This is a genomic window from Marinobacter alexandrii, assembly GCF_005871205.1.
In the GTDB taxonomy this organism is placed as follows: Bacteria; Pseudomonadota; Gammaproteobacteria; order Pseudomonadales; family Oleiphilaceae; genus Marinobacter; species Marinobacter alexandrii.
The window spans coordinates 155,219-171,538 of record NZ_SWKM01000013.1 but is presented as its reverse complement, the minus strand read 5'-3'; the positions used below and the strand labels follow the sequence as shown (position 1 = coordinate 171,538).

Annotated in this window: 11 protein-coding genes; all 11 read left to right on the top strand. The window is 56.1% G+C overall.

Features of this window, described 5'->3' with window-relative positions:
• The first annotated feature begins 37 nt into the window (after positions 1 to 37).
• The 11 genes from pepN (at position 38) to pheS (ending at position 16,307) form a co-directional block, all read left to right on the top strand.
• Positions 38 to 2,680, top strand: a complete 2,643-nt coding sequence (gene pepN / locus FCS96_RS11730) for an aminopeptidase N (protein WP_138440568.1) — start codon at positions 38 to 40, stop codon at positions 2,678 to 2,680.
• A 175-nt stretch (positions 2,681 to 2,855) separates the two neighbouring features.
• Positions 2,856 to 4,244: a DUF1329 domain-containing protein gene (locus FCS96_RS11725; RefSeq protein WP_138440567.1), complete on the top strand. Its 1,389-nt coding sequence runs from the start codon at positions 2,856 to 2,858 to the stop codon at positions 4,242 to 4,244.
• A gap of 144 nt (positions 4,245 to 4,388) precedes the next feature.
• A complete protein-coding gene (locus FCS96_RS11720; RefSeq protein ID WP_228264092.1) occupies positions 4,389 to 5,534 on the top strand; it encodes a WD40/YVTN/BNR-like repeat-containing protein in 1,146 nt (381 codons plus the stop codon).
• 46 nt (positions 5,535 to 5,580) lie between these two features.
• Positions 5,581 to 7,965 (top strand): efflux RND transporter permease subunit, encoded by a 2,385-nt coding sequence (locus tag FCS96_RS11715; protein WP_138440566.1) that lies wholly within the window; start codon positions 5,581 to 5,583, stop codon positions 7,963 to 7,965.
• A 185-nt stretch (positions 7,966 to 8,150) separates the two neighbouring features.
• The gene (locus tag FCS96_RS11710; RefSeq protein ID WP_138440565.1) at positions 8,151 to 9,134 is read left to right on the top strand and encodes a TAXI family TRAP transporter solute-binding subunit; all 984 of its coding nucleotides are present in this window, start codon (positions 8,151 to 8,153) and stop codon (positions 9,132 to 9,134) included.
• Positions 9,135 to 9,218: 84 nt separating this feature from the next.
• Entirely contained in the window at positions 9,219 to 11,837 is a 2,619-nt protein-coding gene (locus FCS96_RS11705) for a TRAP transporter permease (protein WP_138440564.1), read from the top strand.
• A 161-nt stretch (positions 11,838 to 11,998) separates the two neighbouring features.
• Positions 11,999 to 13,924, top strand: a complete 1,926-nt coding sequence (thrS, locus tag FCS96_RS11700) for a threonine--tRNA ligase (RefSeq protein ID WP_138440563.1) — start codon at positions 11,999 to 12,001, stop codon at positions 13,922 to 13,924.
• A 2-nt stretch (positions 13,925 to 13,926) separates the two neighbouring features.
• Positions 13,927 to 14,466, top strand: a complete 540-nt coding sequence (infC, locus tag FCS96_RS11695; RefSeq protein WP_212747087.1) for a translation initiation factor IF-3 — start codon at positions 13,927 to 13,929, stop codon at positions 14,464 to 14,466.
• 94 nt (positions 14,467 to 14,560) lie between these two features.
• Positions 14,561 to 14,752, top strand: coding sequence for a 50S ribosomal protein L35 (gene rpmI / locus FCS96_RS11690; RefSeq protein WP_138440561.1), 192 nt, complete (start codon positions 14,561 to 14,563; stop codon positions 14,750 to 14,752).
• A gap of 52 nt (positions 14,753 to 14,804) precedes the next feature.
• Complete coding sequence (gene rplT / locus FCS96_RS11685) at positions 14,805 to 15,158, top strand: 50S ribosomal protein L20 (RefSeq protein WP_008170485.1); 354 nt, start codon at positions 14,805 to 14,807, stop codon at positions 15,156 to 15,158.
• 150 nt (positions 15,159 to 15,308) lie between these two features.
• Positions 15,309 to 16,307, top strand: a complete 999-nt coding sequence (gene pheS, locus FCS96_RS11680) for a phenylalanine--tRNA ligase subunit alpha (protein WP_138440560.1) — start codon at positions 15,309 to 15,311, stop codon at positions 16,305 to 16,307.
• Positions 16,308 to 16,320: the final 13 nt, after the last annotated feature.

The window sequence follows — 16,320 nt, the reverse complement described above, 5'->3', positions numbered from 1 at the left end:
TCCGGCAGCGCGCGGCTGAGTAACCTGGAGATAGACAATGCGCACCAATCAACCCCAGACCATATACCTGAGCGACTATAAAGTGCCGCCTTATCTGGTTGATCATGTCGACTTGCGCTTTGAGTTGTTTGAAAACGGGGCGCGGGTTCACAGCATCCTGGCGGTGCGTCGCAACCCTGAGGCTGGCGCCGGTGATATTCCCCTTGAGCTGGATGGTGACAGCCTGGTTCTGGAATCGGTCGGGCTGGACGGCGTCACCCTGAATGAAGCGGCTTTCGAGAACCGCGGCGACAAGCTGATCATTGCCTCTGTGCCTGAGCGCTTCGAGTTGGCCGTGGTCACGTGGCTCGAGCCGCAGAACAACACCCGCCTGGAGGGGTTGTACAAGTCTTCCGGCATGTTCTGCACCCAGTGCGAGGCGGAGGGTTTCCGCTGCATCACCTATTTCCCTGATCGTCCCGATGTCATGTCCCGTTTCCGGACCCGAATCGAGGCCGACAAGCGGTCCTACCCGGTGTTGCTGTCCAACGGCAACGATGTCGATCGCGGCGACCTCGACGATGGTCGGCACTTTGTCTCTTGGGAAGATCCGTTCCCCAAGCCCTGCTATCTGTTTGCCCTGGTGGCTGGGGACCTGGTTGAGAAGCGGGATACGTTCACCACCTGCTCGGGTCGGGACATCGATCTGAGAATGTATGTTGAACCGCGTAACTCTGAAAAGTGTGACCACGCCATGGACTCGCTGAAGCGCTCCATGGGCTGGGATGAGGAGGTGTACGGCCGTGAATACGATCTCGACATCTTCATGATCGTCGCGGTTGATGATTTCAACATGGGGGCCATGGAAAACAAGGGCCTGAACATCTTCAATTCGTCCTGCGTGCTGGCCAGCCAGGACACCGCCACGGACCTTGCCTTCCAGCGAATTGAGGCGATCGTGGCCCACGAATACTTCCATAACTGGTCAGGCAACCGGGTTACCTGTCGTGACTGGTTTCAGCTCAGCCTGAAGGAAGGTTTCACGGTGTTCCGTGACTCCCAGTTCTCGTCCGACATGGGTTCGCCCACGGTGAAACGGATCGAGGACGTGGCTTTGCTGCGCACCGCGCAGTTTGCCGAAGACGGCGGCCCCATGGCGCACCCGATTCGTCCGGCGTCGTACATGGAAATTTCCAACTTCTACACCCTCACCATCTATGAGAAGGGCGCCGAAGTGGTGCGGATGATCCACACCCTGCTGGGGCCGGATCTGTTCCGGAAGGGCAGCGATCTCTATTTCGAGCGCCACGACGGGCAGGCCGTGACCACCGACGATTTCGTCAAGGCCATGGAAGATGCCTCCGGCCGTGATCTGTCCCAATTCCGGTTGTGGTATGAGCAGGCAGGTACACCGGTGCTGACCGTTGCCGATGAGTTTGACGCGGAGCAGGGCATCTACCGCCTCACCATCAAGCAGACTATTCCTGATACCCCGGGCCAGACTGACAAGAAGCCTCAGCACATTCCTTTTGCACTGGGGCTTCTCGGTGGCAAGGGTGAGTCGCAGCCGCTGCGCCTGCAGGCCGGGGAGCAAGATGCACCTACCGAACGAGTGCTGGAACTGACCGGCGAGACTCAGGTGTTCGAGTTCCACGGCCTCGATGGATGCCCGGTGCCGTCCTTGCTGCGGCAGTTCTCGGCACCGGTCCGTGTGCGTTATCCCTGGACCCGCGAGCAGCTGTTGTTTCTGATGAGCCACGATCCGGACGGTTTCAACCGTTGGGACGCCGGCGAGCGACTGGCGGTGGATGTGATTCAATCGCTGGTGGGTACGCCGAAGGATGCCCCGGTTGATTCCAGGCTGGTGACCGCCTATCGGCACCTGGTGTCGGATTCATCCCTTGATCAGGCACTGGTTGCCAAAATGCTGCAGTTGCCGTCGGAGGCTTACCTGATTGAGCTTGCGGAAAGTGCCGATGCACCCGCCATTCATGATGCACGCGAGCGGGTGCTCAAGCACCTGGCGATTGCGCTACGTGATGATCTGATTGCCTGCTATCGTCGCAGTGTCGAGGCTGGTGCATACCAGGTTACCCCCGACCAGATTGCCCGCCGGAGCCTGCGCAGCACCGCATTGGCGTGGTTGCTGCAGATCAACGATGAGGAAGGGCGGGAACTGGCTCTGCGTCAATTCCGGGAGGCGGACAACATGACTGACCGTATCGGCGCGCTTCGAGCACTGGTGAACTCGGATTACGAAGATGACCGGGCCCAGGTTCTGGAACAATTCTACGAGCGCTTCAAGGAAGATCCGCAGGTGGTCGAGCAATGGTTCTCGGTACAGGCGACCAGTGACCGTGCTGGTCAGTTGCCACAGATTCAGCAATTGCTTCAGCACGAGGCTTTCGATTGGAAGAATCCTAACAAGGTGCGTTCAGTGGTGGGTGCCTTTGCCGGCCAGAATCTGGCTGCTTTCCACAGTCCAGACGGTTCTGGCTACGATTTCCTGGCCGACCAGGTCTGCCGTCTGGATGACAGCAACCCTCAGATCGCGGCCCGGCTAGTGACACCATTAACTCGCTGGAAGCGCTTTGCACCGGCTCACAGCCAGCGCATGAAGACTGCACTGGAGCGGATTCGTGATAAAGCGGGTCTTTCACGGGATGTTTATGAAGTCGTCCATAAGAGCCTCGTCGGCTAATCGTTGAGGATTTTTCCGGCTGTGTTGGTTAAGCAAAGACACAGCCGGATACAAAATCGCACTTTTGATCGATAGACAATCTTGGACGTTCGTCTAGTCTGTGGCAAAGTCTGTTTCATGCGCAGACCACAATAAAAGGCCCTCCAGAGGCTTCCAGACGGACTAAGGTTACACAATGAGATACAATAAGAACGCTATTCTCGGCGGCCTTATGGCCCTTTCTGTCGCCGCGGCACCTGCTTACGCTGCGGTTTCATCCAGCCAGGCTGCGCGCCTGGGTAACGACCTGACTCCCTTTGGTTCACCGATGGCCGGCAATGAGGCTGGTACTATCCCGGCCTGGGATGGCGGTATCACCGAACCACCGGCGAGTTACGAGGGCAGTGGCGACCATCATCCGAATCCGTTCCCGGATGACGAGGTGCTGTTTACGATCAATGCCGATAATGCCGGTCAATATGCCGAGCATCTGACCGATGGCCTCAAGGCCATGTTCGAGGCCTATCCGAGCACTTTCGAGATTCCGGTCTATAAGACCCGCCGTAGCCATTCTTTGCCGGATTTTGTCGTCAAGAACACCCGTGACAACGCCACCAGCGCGACCATTGTGGGTGACGGTGCCGGGCTTGATGATGCCTTTGGCGGCTATCCGTTCCCGATTCTGAGCGGTAATGATGAGCAGAAAGCCTGGCAGGTAATCTGGAACCATCTGACTCGCTGGCGTGGTATCTCTTTGACCCGTCGCGCCAGTGAAGTGGCTGTTCAGCAAAATGGCGACTACACCCTGGTTACTTCCCAGCAGGAAGCCTTCTTCAACTTCTACAATCCCGAGGGCGGCGAAAACACCCTCGATAACGTGATCTTCTACTATCTGTCGTTCACCCAGTCGCCACCCCGTTTGGCCGGCGGTGCGATTCTGGTTCACGAAACCCTGAACCAGATTATTAATCCGCGAAACGGCTGGGGCTACAATGCTGGTCAGCGCCGCGTACGCAGGGCGCCCAACCTGGGTTATGATTCCCCGATCGCGGCGGCCGACAACCTCCGTACGGCGGACGATACCGATATTTTTAATGGTGCTTTAGATCGGTACAACTGGACATATGAAGGCAAGAGGGAAATTTACATTCCCTATAACAACTATGAAATTGCCCAAGAGGGGCTGTCTTACTCCGAAATTTTGGGCAAGACCCACCTTAACCCGGACCTGATGCGTTGGGAATTGCATCGGGTTCACGTGGTAACGGCGACACTGAAAGACGGCGAGCGGCACATCTACGCCAAGCGCCGCTTCTACGTGGACGAGGACAGCTGGAATACTGCGCTTCTGGACCAGTACGATGGCCGCGGTGAGCTCTGGCGCGTGAGCATGGGTGTTCTGAAGAATTATTACGAGCTGCCGGGCACCTGGACAGCGCTGGAGGCCTTCCACGACCTGCAGGCACGCCGTTATCACGTTCAGGGTCTGGACACAGAAGAACAGAATACGACGGTCTTCACCGACGACGTTCCCAACAAGCGATACTTCTCGCCGGCCTCGTTGCGTCGCCGGAGTGTTCGCTAAATTTCAGCGAAAATGGAACCCTCTGTGCCAACTGAACGTTGACACATACCGTACCGGCAACTTTCGGGTTGTCGGTATGTTTATGCTGAAGGGCCCGAAAACTGATTCAAGTTACACAGTTACCAACAACTATAGGCAATCCGAATGGCTACAAGCTTTATGTGCAAAACCCTTGGTGCAGCATGCCTTGGGCTTTCCATGGCCTGTGCGACCCCTGTTGCATTCGCACTTGCGGACGTCATTGAAACACCGGCACGTCCAACAGAGCTGGCTCCCGACAATCTTCTGAACGATGTAGAACGTGCCGGCGACCGCCTTGTGGCGATTGGTGAGCGCGGTCATATCATCTTTTCTGATGATGAAGGGGCGACCTGGGCCCAGGCAGAGGTCCCGGTTTCTGTCACGCTGACCGGCGTCGATTTCGGCAGCGAGACCCACGGCTGGGCCGTTGGCCACAGCGGTGTGGTGCTCCATTCGGACGATGCCGGCGCAACCTGGGAGCTTCAACTGACCGGTATCCGCGCTGCGGAACTGGCCATTGAGAGCCAGGAAGAAGCCATTGCGGAGATGGAAGAACGTATCGCCGTTGCTCCAGAGGAGGAGAAATCGGACCTGGAGTGGGCGCTGGACGATCTGCTCTTTGCCCTTGAGAACATGCAGGCTGACCTCGATATCGGCCCGGTCAACCCGTTCCTGGATGTTTGGTTCGGTGATGAGAGCACGGGTTTTGTTATCGGCGCCTACGGGTTGTTCTTCCACACTCAGGACGGTGGAGAGACCTGGCAGGACTGGTCGCCGCAGTTGGATAATGCCCAGAACTTTCACCTGAATGCGATCACGCAGATTAGTGGCGGCGCTATGGTGATTGCGGGTGAGGCCGGTCAGATCCATGTCTCGGTTGATAATGGTCAGACCTGGGAGCGTCGTGAAAGCCCCTATCCTGGTTCGCTGTTTGGTGTTACTGGCACCAGTCAAGCCGACGAAATTCTGGTCTTTGGCCTACGCGGCACGCTGATGCAATCCTCTGATCTGGGCCAGACCTGGACTACGGTCAACACTGGTTCCACCGCCACGCTCAATGACGGTGTTTACCTGAATTCCCGGATCATCCTGGTTGGTAACGGCGGTGCCGTCCTAACCAGTGGAAACGGTGGTGATACCTTCCAGGAGTACCTGCGTGACGACCGGTTGGGTCTCATGAGTGTGGTGCCGATTTCAGGTACTGAATTGCTGCTGGTCGGTGAGGGTGGTGTTACAACGACCAATGCCAAAGGCAAAAACCTTCAATAATGCCCTGATGTGGCAACAACCGAACAGACAATAAAGGGGCTTTTGAATGTCTAACCTTAAACATGGCAAGGACGAGCATTACCTGACGACGCCAAAAGCAGAGCCGTTCCTGGAACGCCTGATTTTTAATAATCGCGCCGTTATCCTTTTTGGCTTCTTGCTGCTCACGCTCTTCCTGGGCTACAACGCCGCGAAGATCCAGCCGGACGCCAGTTTCGAGCGGATGATTCCGCTCGAGCATCCGTACATCATCAACATGCTCGATCACCGGGACGATCTTCAGAATCTCGGTAACTTCGTCCGTATTGCGGTGGAAGTGGAAGACGGCGATATTTTCAGCGCCGAGTACATGGAAACCCTGAAGCAGATCACCGATGAGGTTTTCTATCTGGACGGTGTTGACCGGTCCGGTCTGAAATCCATGTGGACCTCGAACGTCCGCTGGGTTGAGGTGACAGAGCAGGGTTTCCAGGGCGGCACAGTCATCCCGGATGACTACGACGGCTCTAAAACCAGTCTGGAAGCTTTGCGCCAGAACGCGCTGCGCTCCAACGAAGTAGGGCGCCTGATTGCCGACAACTTCAAGTCGACGATTGTTTACGCGCCACTGTACGAAACCAATCCTGAAACTGGCCAGCCGCTGGATTACGGCGAGTTTTCCCGTCAGCTCGAAGAGAAAGTTCGTGCGAAGTACGAAGAGCAGAACCCCAACATCGAAATCCATATTGTTGGTTTTGCCAAGAAGGTCGGTGACCTGATCGAAGGTATTGGTTCGATCGCCTGGTTTGCCGGTATCACCATCATACTGACTACGCTGCTGCTGTTCTGGTACTCCCGTTGCATCGCCGGCACCCTGGTTCCGGTGTTTACGTCGATCATTGCGGTGTTCTTGCAGTTGGGCGCACTGCGCCTGTTGGGCTACGGCCTTGATCCATACTCGGTACTGGTTCCATTCTTGGTGTTTGCGATCGGTATCAGTCACGGGGTTCAGATCGTTAACGCCATGGCGGTTGAGTCGGCCAAGGGTTTTGACTCGATCACGGCGGCTCGATTGGCGTTTCGTGCGCTCTACATTCCCGGCATGTTGGCCCTGATTTCCGATGCCTTCGGCTTCCTGACACTGTTCTTTATCGAAATCGACGTAATCCGGGATCTGGCGGTTGCGGCCGGCATCGGTGTTGCCTTTGTAATTATCACCAACCTGGTGCTGCACGTTCTGATCATGTCGTACATCGGCATTTCCAAAGGTGGCGTGAAGCATGTCCAGAACCATGGCGAGAAGCAGGACCGCAAATGGCGTGTGCTGTCGTACTTCTCCCACCCGGGTGTTGCACCGATTTCCCTGCTGATTGCGGTGATCGGGCTTGGTCTGGGCCTGTACTACAAGCAGGACCTGAAAGTCGGTGACCTGGATCGCGGTGCTCCTGAGCTGCGCGCAGACTCCCAGTACAACAAGGACAACGCCTTTATTATCGACAACTACTCCACCAGTGCTGACGTACTTGTGGTGATGGTGAAGACGCCGGTTGAGCAATGTACCCAGCACGACGTTCTGCGTGCCATGGACAGCCTGCAGTGGGAGTTGCAGAACACTCCGGGCGTACAGTCTTCGGCCTCTCTGGCAGACGTGTCCAAGATCGTAACCAAGGCGTTGAACGAGGGTAACTGGAACTGGTACGAGATCTCCCGTAACCAGACCATTATCAACGCGTCGATCCGTAACGCACCGTCGGGCCTGATCAACACTGACTGCAGCCTGACTCCGGTGCTGGTGTTCCTTGAGGATCACAAGGCGGAGACCCTGCAAACCGTCGTTGAGCGGGTTGAAGAGTTTGCCTCAAACGCCAGCAACGAGAAGCACACGTTCCTGCTGGCGGCCGGTAACGCCGGCGTGGAAGCGGCCACCAACGAGGTCATTTCCAACGCCAAGGACAAGATGCTGATCATGGTTTACGGCGTGGTGAGTCTGCTATGCCTGCTGACCTTCCGTTCGATCCGGGCTGTGTTGTGTATTGTGGTACCGCTGGGGCTGACCTCCATCCTCTGTGAGGCGATCATGGCGGTTTCGGGTATCGGTATCAAAGTTGCCACGCTGCCGGTTATTGCGCTCGGTGTGGGTATCGGTGTCGACTATGGTATCTACATTTACAGCAAGCTTGAAAAGTTCCTGCTGGAAGGCAAACCCCTCCAGGAAGCTTATTTCGAGACTCTGAAGTCCACCGGTAAAGCGGTTATGTTTACCGGCGTGACACTGGGGCTTGGCGTCGTGACCTGGATTTTCTCTCCGATCAAGTTCCAGGCGGATATGGGCTTCCTGCTGTTCTTCATGTTCCTGTGGAACATGGTGGGCGCAATCTGGCTGTTGCCGGCCCTGGCGCGCTTCCTGCTGCGTCCGGATCGCATGTTGGCCAAAGCTCAAGCCGGGAAATAATCCCTTTCCGGACCTGCAAAAAAGCCCGCTCTGCGGGCTTTTTTGTTGAATGGTCAAATGGTTAGCGGTGAGGGTCCTACTTTATTTATAATGTGATCTGGTCTATGTTCTTAAACGAACCATAAGCTCCTTCGAGCGCATCGTTGGGCTTTGAATATAACTAATCAGAAAAAGGAAGCACTCTCATGACATTGAAACTTAAGGTATCCGCGCTCGCTGTCGCTGCTGCGGTTAGCGCTGGCTTTGCCTCAACGTCCGTTTCTGCCCAGGAGCAGCGTTTTGTGACGATCGGTACCGGCGGTGTGACGGGCGTTTATTATCCCGCCGGTGGCGCGATTTGTCGTCTGGTCAACATGGATCGTAAAGAGCACGGCATCCGTTGCTCTGTCGAGAGTACCGGTGGTTCCGTCTACAACCTGAACGCGATTCGCCAGGGTGAGCTGGATCTTGCAGTGGCCCAGTCTGACTGGCAGTACCATGCCTACAACGGCACCAGCCAGTTCAAAGACGATGGCGCCAACAAAGACCTGCGTGCGGTGTTCTCCCTGCACCCGGAGCCGTTCACCGTGGTTGCGAGCAAGGGATCCGGCATCGAGAGTTTTGAAGATCTCGAGGGTAAGCGCGTTTCCGTAGGTAACCCGGGCTCAGGCCAGCGTGCCACAGCCGAAGTCCTGATGGACGAAATGGGCTGGACCATGGACAAGTTCTCCCTGGCCGCCGAGCTGAAGGCGGCAGAACAATCCCAGGCTCTGTGCGATGGCAACATTGATGCCTTCTTTTATACCGTGGGTCACCCTTCCGGCTCGATCAAAGAAGCAACTACGTCCTGCGACAGCGTGCTGGTCAACGTTGACAACAAGGCCTCCCAGAAGCTGATCTCAGACAACCCGTACTACCGTGAAGCGATCATCCCGGGTGGCATGTACCGTGGCAGTGACGACGATGTTACTACCTTTGGTGTGGCGGCAACGTTTGTCTCTTCGACCGACGTTGCAGATGAAGTGGTCTACGAAGTCGTGAAAGCGGTCTTCGAGAACTTCGACAGCTTCAAACGCCTGCACCCGGCGTTCGCCAACCTGAAGAAAGAAGAAATGGTTTCTGACGCGCTGAGTGCGCCTCTGCATCCTGGCGCAGCGAAGTACTACAAGGAAGCGGGCCTGATCGACTGATCTGACCGAAACCTTGCCTGGCCGCGGGCACACTGTGCCCGCGGCTGTAATTGACCCTCCGTTTTCCTCTGACAGGATTCAGCTATGACCAATAGCGACCCGAGAGCTGGGAACGACATCGACAAGCAAAAAGTCGAAGAGTTTCTACAAACCGAATCCGGTGGAAGAGCGACGACAGGCCCTGCTGCCGTTATTTTGTTTGTTGTTCCACTGCTCTGGTCCCTTTTTCAGCTTTGGATAGCGTCACCGCTTCCTTACATCTTCGAGATGGGCGTTTTCAATTCCACGGAATCGAGATCAATACACCTGGCCTTTGCGGCTTTCCTGGCGTTTGCTGCCTTCCCGATGATTCGCGGAAAGCATGCCAACCATGTGCCCGTGTATGACTGGATTCTGGCGCTGACGGCAGCCTTCGCCGCATCGTACCTGTACATTTTCTATGACCAGCTAGCGACTCGTCCCGGTGCCCCGAACACCCAGGATATGGTGGTTGCGCTGGGTGGTCTGGTTCTGCTCCTGGAGGCCACCCGCCGTTCGCTGGGCTTGCCCCTGACCATCGTGGCCGGTGTGTTCATTGTTTATTCCCTGGCCGGCCCCTACATGCCGGATGTCATCTCGCACAAAGGCGCGAGCCTGAGCAAGCTGGCATCGCACCAGTGGCTTGGTACTGAAGGCGTGTTTGGCGTGGCGCTGGGCGTCTCGACCAGTTTCGTCTTCCTGTTTGTGTTGTTTGGTGCACTGCTTGAACGGGCAGGCGCCGGCAACTACTTCATCAAGGTGGCCTATGCGCTGCTGGGACACATGCGCGGCGGACCTGCCAAAGCAGCGGTGGTATCCAGTGGCCTCAGTGGTGTGATTTCCGGTTCCTCCATTGCCAACGTGGTGACCACCGGTACCTTTACCATTCCGCTGATGAAGCGGGTGGGTTTCCCTGCCACCAAGGCGGGCGCGGTTGAGGTTGCGGCTTCTACCAATGGCCAACTGACGCCACCGATCATGGGCGCGGCTGCCTTCCTGATGGTGGAGTACGTGGGCATTTCCTACCTTGAGGTCATCAAGCACGCGATCCTGCCGGCGATGATTTCCTATGTCGCCTTGATCTACATCGTTCACCTTGAGGCCTGCAAGCTCAACATGCAGGGCATCGAACGTCTGGATCGGCCAACCCTGGCCCAGCGCATGCTGAACTGGGTGGTGATCCTGCTGGGGCTGAGTGTGCTAACCCTGGTGGTCTATTACGGCATAGGCTGGATGAAAGACTGGCTAGGGGCTGGCGCCATGTGGGTGCTTGCGCCATTGCTTCTGCTGGTCTATATCGGGCTGGTTTGGTACGCGACTCGTTTCCCTGCGCTTGAGGAAGACGATCCTGAGGAGGCGATGGGTGAACTGCCGCCGGTTGGGCCCACGGTCAAGACCGGGCTTTATTTCCTGCTTCCGGTGGTGGTGCTGGTCTGGTGTCTGACCGTTGAGCGGTTCTCGCCGCAGCTGTCGGCATTCTGGGCGACGGTGTTCATGATTTTCATTGTTGTCACCCAAGGGCCGCTGAAGGCGTTTTTCCACAAGCAAGGCGAGTACGGAAAACAGTTAAAGCAGGGGGTGGTCGATCTGGCCCATTCGTTGGTAACCGGCGCCCGCAACATGGTGGGCATCGGCGTTGCCACCGCAACGGCGGGTATCGTTGTCGGCACGGTCACGCTGACCGGTGTTGGTCTGGTTATGACCCAGTTCGTGGAATTCATTTCCGGCGGCAACCTGCTGCTGATGCTGATCTTCACCGCCATCATCAGTCTGATCCTCGGTATGGGGTTGCCGACGACGGCGAACTACATCGTGGTATCTACTTTGATGGCGCCGGTAATCGTTACTCTCGGTGCGGCCAATGGCCTGCTGGTACCGTTGATCGCGGTTCATCTGTTCGTGTTCTATTTCGGCATCCTGGCGGACGACACGCCGCCGGTGGGGTTGGCGGCCTACGCGGCCGCGGCCATATCCGGGGCCGATCCGATACGAACGGGTGTCCAGGGTTTCACCTACGACATCCGAACCGCGATCTTGCCGTTCATGTTCATCTTCAATACCCAGTTATTGTTGATTGGGCTGACCGGTTGGATAGACCTGCTGATTACCATTTTCAGCGCGGTGACAGCGATGCTGGTGTTCTCGGCCGCCACCCAGGGCTATTGGTTTACCAAGACCCGGTGGTGGGAAACCGTACTGTTGCTGTTGATCACGTTCACCCTGTTCCGGCCGGGCTTCTGGTGGGATAGGGTCTATCCGCCCACGGAGGACCGTCCAGGTGCCGAGGTGCTTCAGCATGTGGAGGATGTACCGGCGGATGAGGCGATCATCATCCAGGCCTCTGGTATGTCCATTGACGGTAACGAAGTCTCCACGTATCTGAGATTGCCATTACCTGAGGCGGAAACGCCCGCTGAACGATTGGCCGCTGCCGGTCTGGAGGTGTCACCCCAGGGTGAGGAGATGGTGGTTGATTTTGTCAACTTCGGAAGTATCGCCGAGCAGGCCGGTATCAGCTATGGCTGGAGCATTGACGCGGTTCAGATCAAGAAGGAGCGGCCGCCGAAAGAGCTGATGTTCATTCCGGCCCTGATCCTGCTCGCGTTGCTTGCCTTCGGTCAGTTGCGACGACGGGCCAGGGAGCAAACTCAGCCACAAAATGCTCAGGGCGCCCAAGGCACCTGAAGCCTCTCTGATCCGTAGATCCGTAAAAACCCGGCATTAACCTGCCGGGTTTTTTTCTGGTAGACTCCGGATCGAATCGGCCCGCGGTTTGTATCGTGGAACGCCGTCATCACGTGATCTCTGGTATAGATCACCGCTGAGCAACCAAATTGGAGTCTTTCATGCCCGTCGTAACCTTGCCGGATGGCAGCCATCGCAGTTTTGCAGAACCCGTAACCGTCCACGACGTTGCCGCCGACATTGGCGCAGGTCTGGCCAAGGCCGCATTGGCTGGCCGGGTGAATGGTCAACTGGTGGATACCAGTTACCGCATTGAAGACGATACCGAGCTGGCAATCATTACCGATCGTGATGAAGACGGCGTCGATATTATTCGTCATTCCACCGCTCATCTATTGGCAATGGCGGTAAAAGAGCTGTTCCCTGATGCCCAGGTCACCATTGGCCCTGTGGTGGATAACGGCTTCTACTACGATTTCAAATTCGATCGCCCGTTCACCAACGAAGATCTGGCGCGCATCGAAAAGCGCATGGAAGAGCTGTCCAAGCAGGATATTCCGGTGTCCCGGTCGGTGCTGTCCCGCGATGAGGCGGTGAAACTGTTCGATGATATGGGCGAAGAGTACAAGGTCCGCATCATTGAGGACATTCCGGGCAACGAAGACCTGTCGTTCTACCGCCAGGGCGATTTTATCGACCTGTGTCGTGGCCCCCACGTGCCCAGCACCGGCAAGCTGAAGGCGTTCAAGCTCACTAAGGTGGCCGGTGCCTACTGGCGCGGTGATACCAGCAATGAGCAGTTGCAGCGGGTCTATGGCACCGCGTGGGGCAACAAGAAGGATCTGAAAGCCTATCTGCACCGTTTGGAAGAGGCAGAGAAGCGGGATCACCGTAAGATTGGCAAGAAGCTGAACCTGTTCCACATGCAGGAAGAAGCGCCGGGCATGGTGTTCTGGCACCCGGATGGTTGGTCGTTGTACCAGGAAATTGAACAGTACATGCGCGACAAGCTGCATTTCCATGGTTACAAAGAGATCAAGACACCGCAGGTGGTGTCCCGTGCGCTGTGGGAGAAGTCCGGTCACTGGGACAAGTTCCACGATGACATGTTTACCACTGAGTCGGAAAAGCACGATTACGCCATCAAGCCGATGAACTGCCCGTGCCACATCCAAGTGTTCAATCAGGGCCTGAAGAGCTACAAGGACCTGCCGCTGCGGCTGGCCGAGTTTGGCTCCTGTCACCGTAACGAGGCCTCTGGTGCGCTGCACGGCCTGATGCGGGTGCGTGGCTTCACCCAGGACGACGCGCATATCTTCTGCGAAGAAGACGCGATCCAGGAAGAAGTGTCCCGCTTCATTGATCTCCTGCACGAGGTCTACCAGGACTTTGGCTTCGATCAGATCCTCTACAAGCTGTCCACTCGTCCCGAGAAGCGGGTAGGGTCGGACGAGGTCTGGGACAAGTCCGAGGCTGCGCTGGAAGAGGCGCTGAACCGCGAAGGCGTTGACTGGGAACTGCTGCCGGGCGAGGGTGCATTTTATGGCCCTAAGATCGAGTTTTCCCTGAAGGACTGTATCGGACGGGTGTGGCAGTGTGGCACCATTCAGGTCGACTTCTCGATGCCGGGCCGACTGGGAGCCCAGTTTGTCGCGGATAATTCAGAGCGGAAAACACCGGTCATGCTGCACCGGGCCGTGCTGGGATCGTTCGAGCGTTTCATCGGTATTCTGATCGAGGAATACGAAGGCGCGTTTCCGACCTGGCTGGCACCAACCCAAGTGGCGGTGCTGAATATTACCGATAATCAGCGCGATTATTGCCAGAATCTGGCGAAAAAGTTGGATTCTTTGGGTTATAGGGTTAATGCTGACTTGAGAAACGAGAAGATCGGCTTTAAAATCCGCGAGCATACTCTTAACAAGGTTCCCTACCTTGTCGTTGTCGGCGATAAAGAAGTCGAGAACAACGCCGTTGCGGTGAGAACCCGCAAAGGTGAAGATTTGGGAACACTATCGCTCGAAGCGTTCGAACAACTTTTGCAGAAAGAAGTTGAGCGCAAGGGCAAAACAAAGACGGAGATCTAATTATTAAACAGCGAGCGAATCGGGGTGGGCGTACACCAAAGGCGCCGATCAATGAGAATATTGACGCAACCGAAGTCCGACTCATCGATGCCGAAGGCAATCAGGTCGGTGTAGTACCAATTGAGGACGCCATCAAGCAAGCTGAAGAGGCGTCTCTTGACCTGGTCCAGGTTACGGATTCCGATCCGATCGTCTGTAAGATAATGGACTACGGCAAGAAAATCTTCGACGAGAAGAAGGCCAAGGCGGCTGCCAAGAAAAAGCAGAAGCAGACGCAGGTCAAAGAGCTTAAGTTCCGACCAGGAACTGAAGAAGGGGATTATCAGGTCAAACTACGCAACCTGGTACGTTTCCTTGAAAACGGGGACCGCGGCAAAATCACTATTCGCTTCCGTGGGCGTGAGATGGCACACCAGGAAATTGGTATGAAGCTCATGGCCCGCATCGAAACGGATATTGAGGAGCTGGCAACGGTTGAGATGCGGCCGAAAATGGAAGGCCGGCAGATGACCATGATTGTGGCGCCCCGAAAAAAGAAGTGATCCTGTTCGGGTGATGATCCCCCGCGCTTGCGGGGGATTTGTCGTTCAGGGCCACATTTGATGTTCTTAAAAATAGAATGCGGAGTTTTAAAAAATGCCTAAGATGAAAACTAAAAGCGGAGCCACGAAACGGTTCAAGAAAACCGCCACTGGCTTCAAGCACAAGCAGTCCTTCACCAGTCATATCTTGACCAAGAAGAGCCCCAAGCGTAAGCGTCAGCTCCGCGGTACCAAGCTGATCGCTAAATCCGATGTGGCTTCCATCAAGCGTATGACCGCGTCCTGATTCGGGCGCTAATCATTCCTGCAAAGGTTTATTAAGGTAGAAGGATTAAAGTATGGCTCGTGTAAAACGTGGTGTGGTCGCACGCCGTCGTCACAAAAAGATTCTCAATCAGGCCAAAGGTTACTACGGTGCTCGTAGCCGTGTATTCCGTGTAGCCAAGCAAGCGGTTATCAAAGCCGGTCAGTACGCATACCGTGACCGTCGTAACCGTAAGCGTGCTTTCCGCGCTCTGTGGATTGCCCGTATCAACGCTGGCGCCCGCGCTAACGGTCTGTCTTACAGCCGTCTGATCGCTGGTCTGAAAAAGGCTAACGTCGAAATCGATCGTAAGGTTCTGGCCGATCTGGCTATGAACGAGCAGCAGGCGTTTGCAGCTGTTGTCGAGAAAGCCAAAGCATCTCTGTGATTGCTTAAGCTCTTCATCGATTGATGATCGATCCGGGCGTCTCATGTCATCATGGAGACGCCTTCTGATAGGGGAAGGGCACGCTCTTCCCCTATTTTTGTTTGTAGAATTCGTATTTCGTACTCCCATTTCTGGTTTGGAGCAGGGTCAATGGAAAACCTGGAGCAATTGGTTCAGGACGGATTGGCTGCGGTAGACAAAGCCGACAGCTTGCAGGCGCTTGATCACATTCGCGTTGAGTACCTAGGTAAGAAAGGCGTGATTACCCAGCAGGCAAAGACACTGGGCAAGCTTTCCGCCGAAGAGCGTCCCGCTGCAGGCCAGAAGATCAACGAAGCCAAGGGTCAGGTGGAGCAGGCGATCAATGCCCGTCGCACCGAGCTGGAACGCGCGGCCATTGAGGCCAAGCTGGCCAGCGAATCCATTGATGTCACCCTGCCAGGCCGAGGCCAGGATCTGGGTGGGTTGCATCCGGTAACCCGTACTCTTCAGCGCATCGAGCAGTTCTTCTCAAGGGCGGGCTACACCGTTGAGCAGGGCCCTGAGATCGAAGACGATTACCACAACTTCGAGGCTCTCAATATTCCAGGGCACCATCCGGCCCGTGCCATGCACGACACCTTTTATTTCAATCCCGGCACTCTGCTGCGCACCCACACTTCACCGGTCCAGATTCGTACCATGGAAGCAGGCAAGCCGCCATTCCGTATGATCTGCCCCGGGCGCGTCTACCGCTGTGATTCCGACATGACCCATACTCCGATGTTCCACCAGGTCGAGGGGTTGCTGGTCGAGAAGGACGTCAGTTTTGCCGACCTGAAGAGCACGGTGGAAGAGTTCCTGCGGGTGTTCTTTGAACGCGATCTTGAAGTCCGCTTCCGTCCGTCCTATTTCCCGTTTACCGAGCCCTCCGCCGAGGTGGATATCGAGTGGGGCAGGGAGGCTGACGGCAGCATCAAGTGGCTGGAAGTTATGGGCTGCGGCATGGTGCATCCAAAAGTATTTGAGCACTGCGGTATCGACGCCGAGGAGTACCGTGGCTTTGCGTTTGGTCTTGGCGTTGAGCGCCTGGCCATGCTGCGCTACGGCGTGAATGACCTGCGTATGTTCTTCGAGAACGATTTGCGCTTCCTGCGCCAGTTCCGTTAATCCGGCGATTACG

What these genes read in the sequence shown, in the direction of transcription:
- pepN (WP_138440568.1), top strand. Translation starts at nt 38, where the DNA reads ATGCGCACCAATCAACCCCAGACCATATACCTGAGCGACTATAAAGTG.
- FCS96_RS11725 (WP_138440567.1), top strand. Translation starts at nt 2,856, where the DNA reads ATGAGATACAATAAGAACGCTATTCTCGGCGGCCTTATGGCCCTTTCT.
- FCS96_RS11720 (WP_228264092.1), top strand. Translation starts at nt 4,389, where the DNA reads ATGGCTACAAGCTTTATGTGCAAAACCCTTGGTGCAGCATGCCTTGGG.
- FCS96_RS11715 (WP_138440566.1), top strand. Translation starts at nt 5,581, where the DNA reads ATGTCTAACCTTAAACATGGCAAGGACGAGCATTACCTGACGACGCCA.
- FCS96_RS11710 (WP_138440565.1), top strand. Translation starts at nt 8,151, where the DNA reads ATGACATTGAAACTTAAGGTATCCGCGCTCGCTGTCGCTGCTGCGGTT.
- FCS96_RS11705 (WP_138440564.1), top strand. Translation starts at nt 9,219, where the DNA reads ATGACCAATAGCGACCCGAGAGCTGGGAACGACATCGACAAGCAAAAA.
- thrS (WP_138440563.1), top strand. Translation starts at nt 11,999, where the DNA reads ATGCCCGTCGTAACCTTGCCGGATGGCAGCCATCGCAGTTTTGCAGAA.
- rpmI (WP_138440561.1), top strand. Translation starts at nt 14,561, where the DNA reads ATGCCTAAGATGAAAACTAAAAGCGGAGCCACGAAACGGTTCAAGAAA.
- rplT (WP_008170485.1), top strand. Translation starts at nt 14,805, where the DNA reads ATGGCTCGTGTAAAACGTGGTGTGGTCGCACGCCGTCGTCACAAAAAG.
- pheS (WP_138440560.1), top strand. Translation starts at nt 15,309, where the DNA reads ATGGAAAACCTGGAGCAATTGGTTCAGGACGGATTGGCTGCGGTAGAC.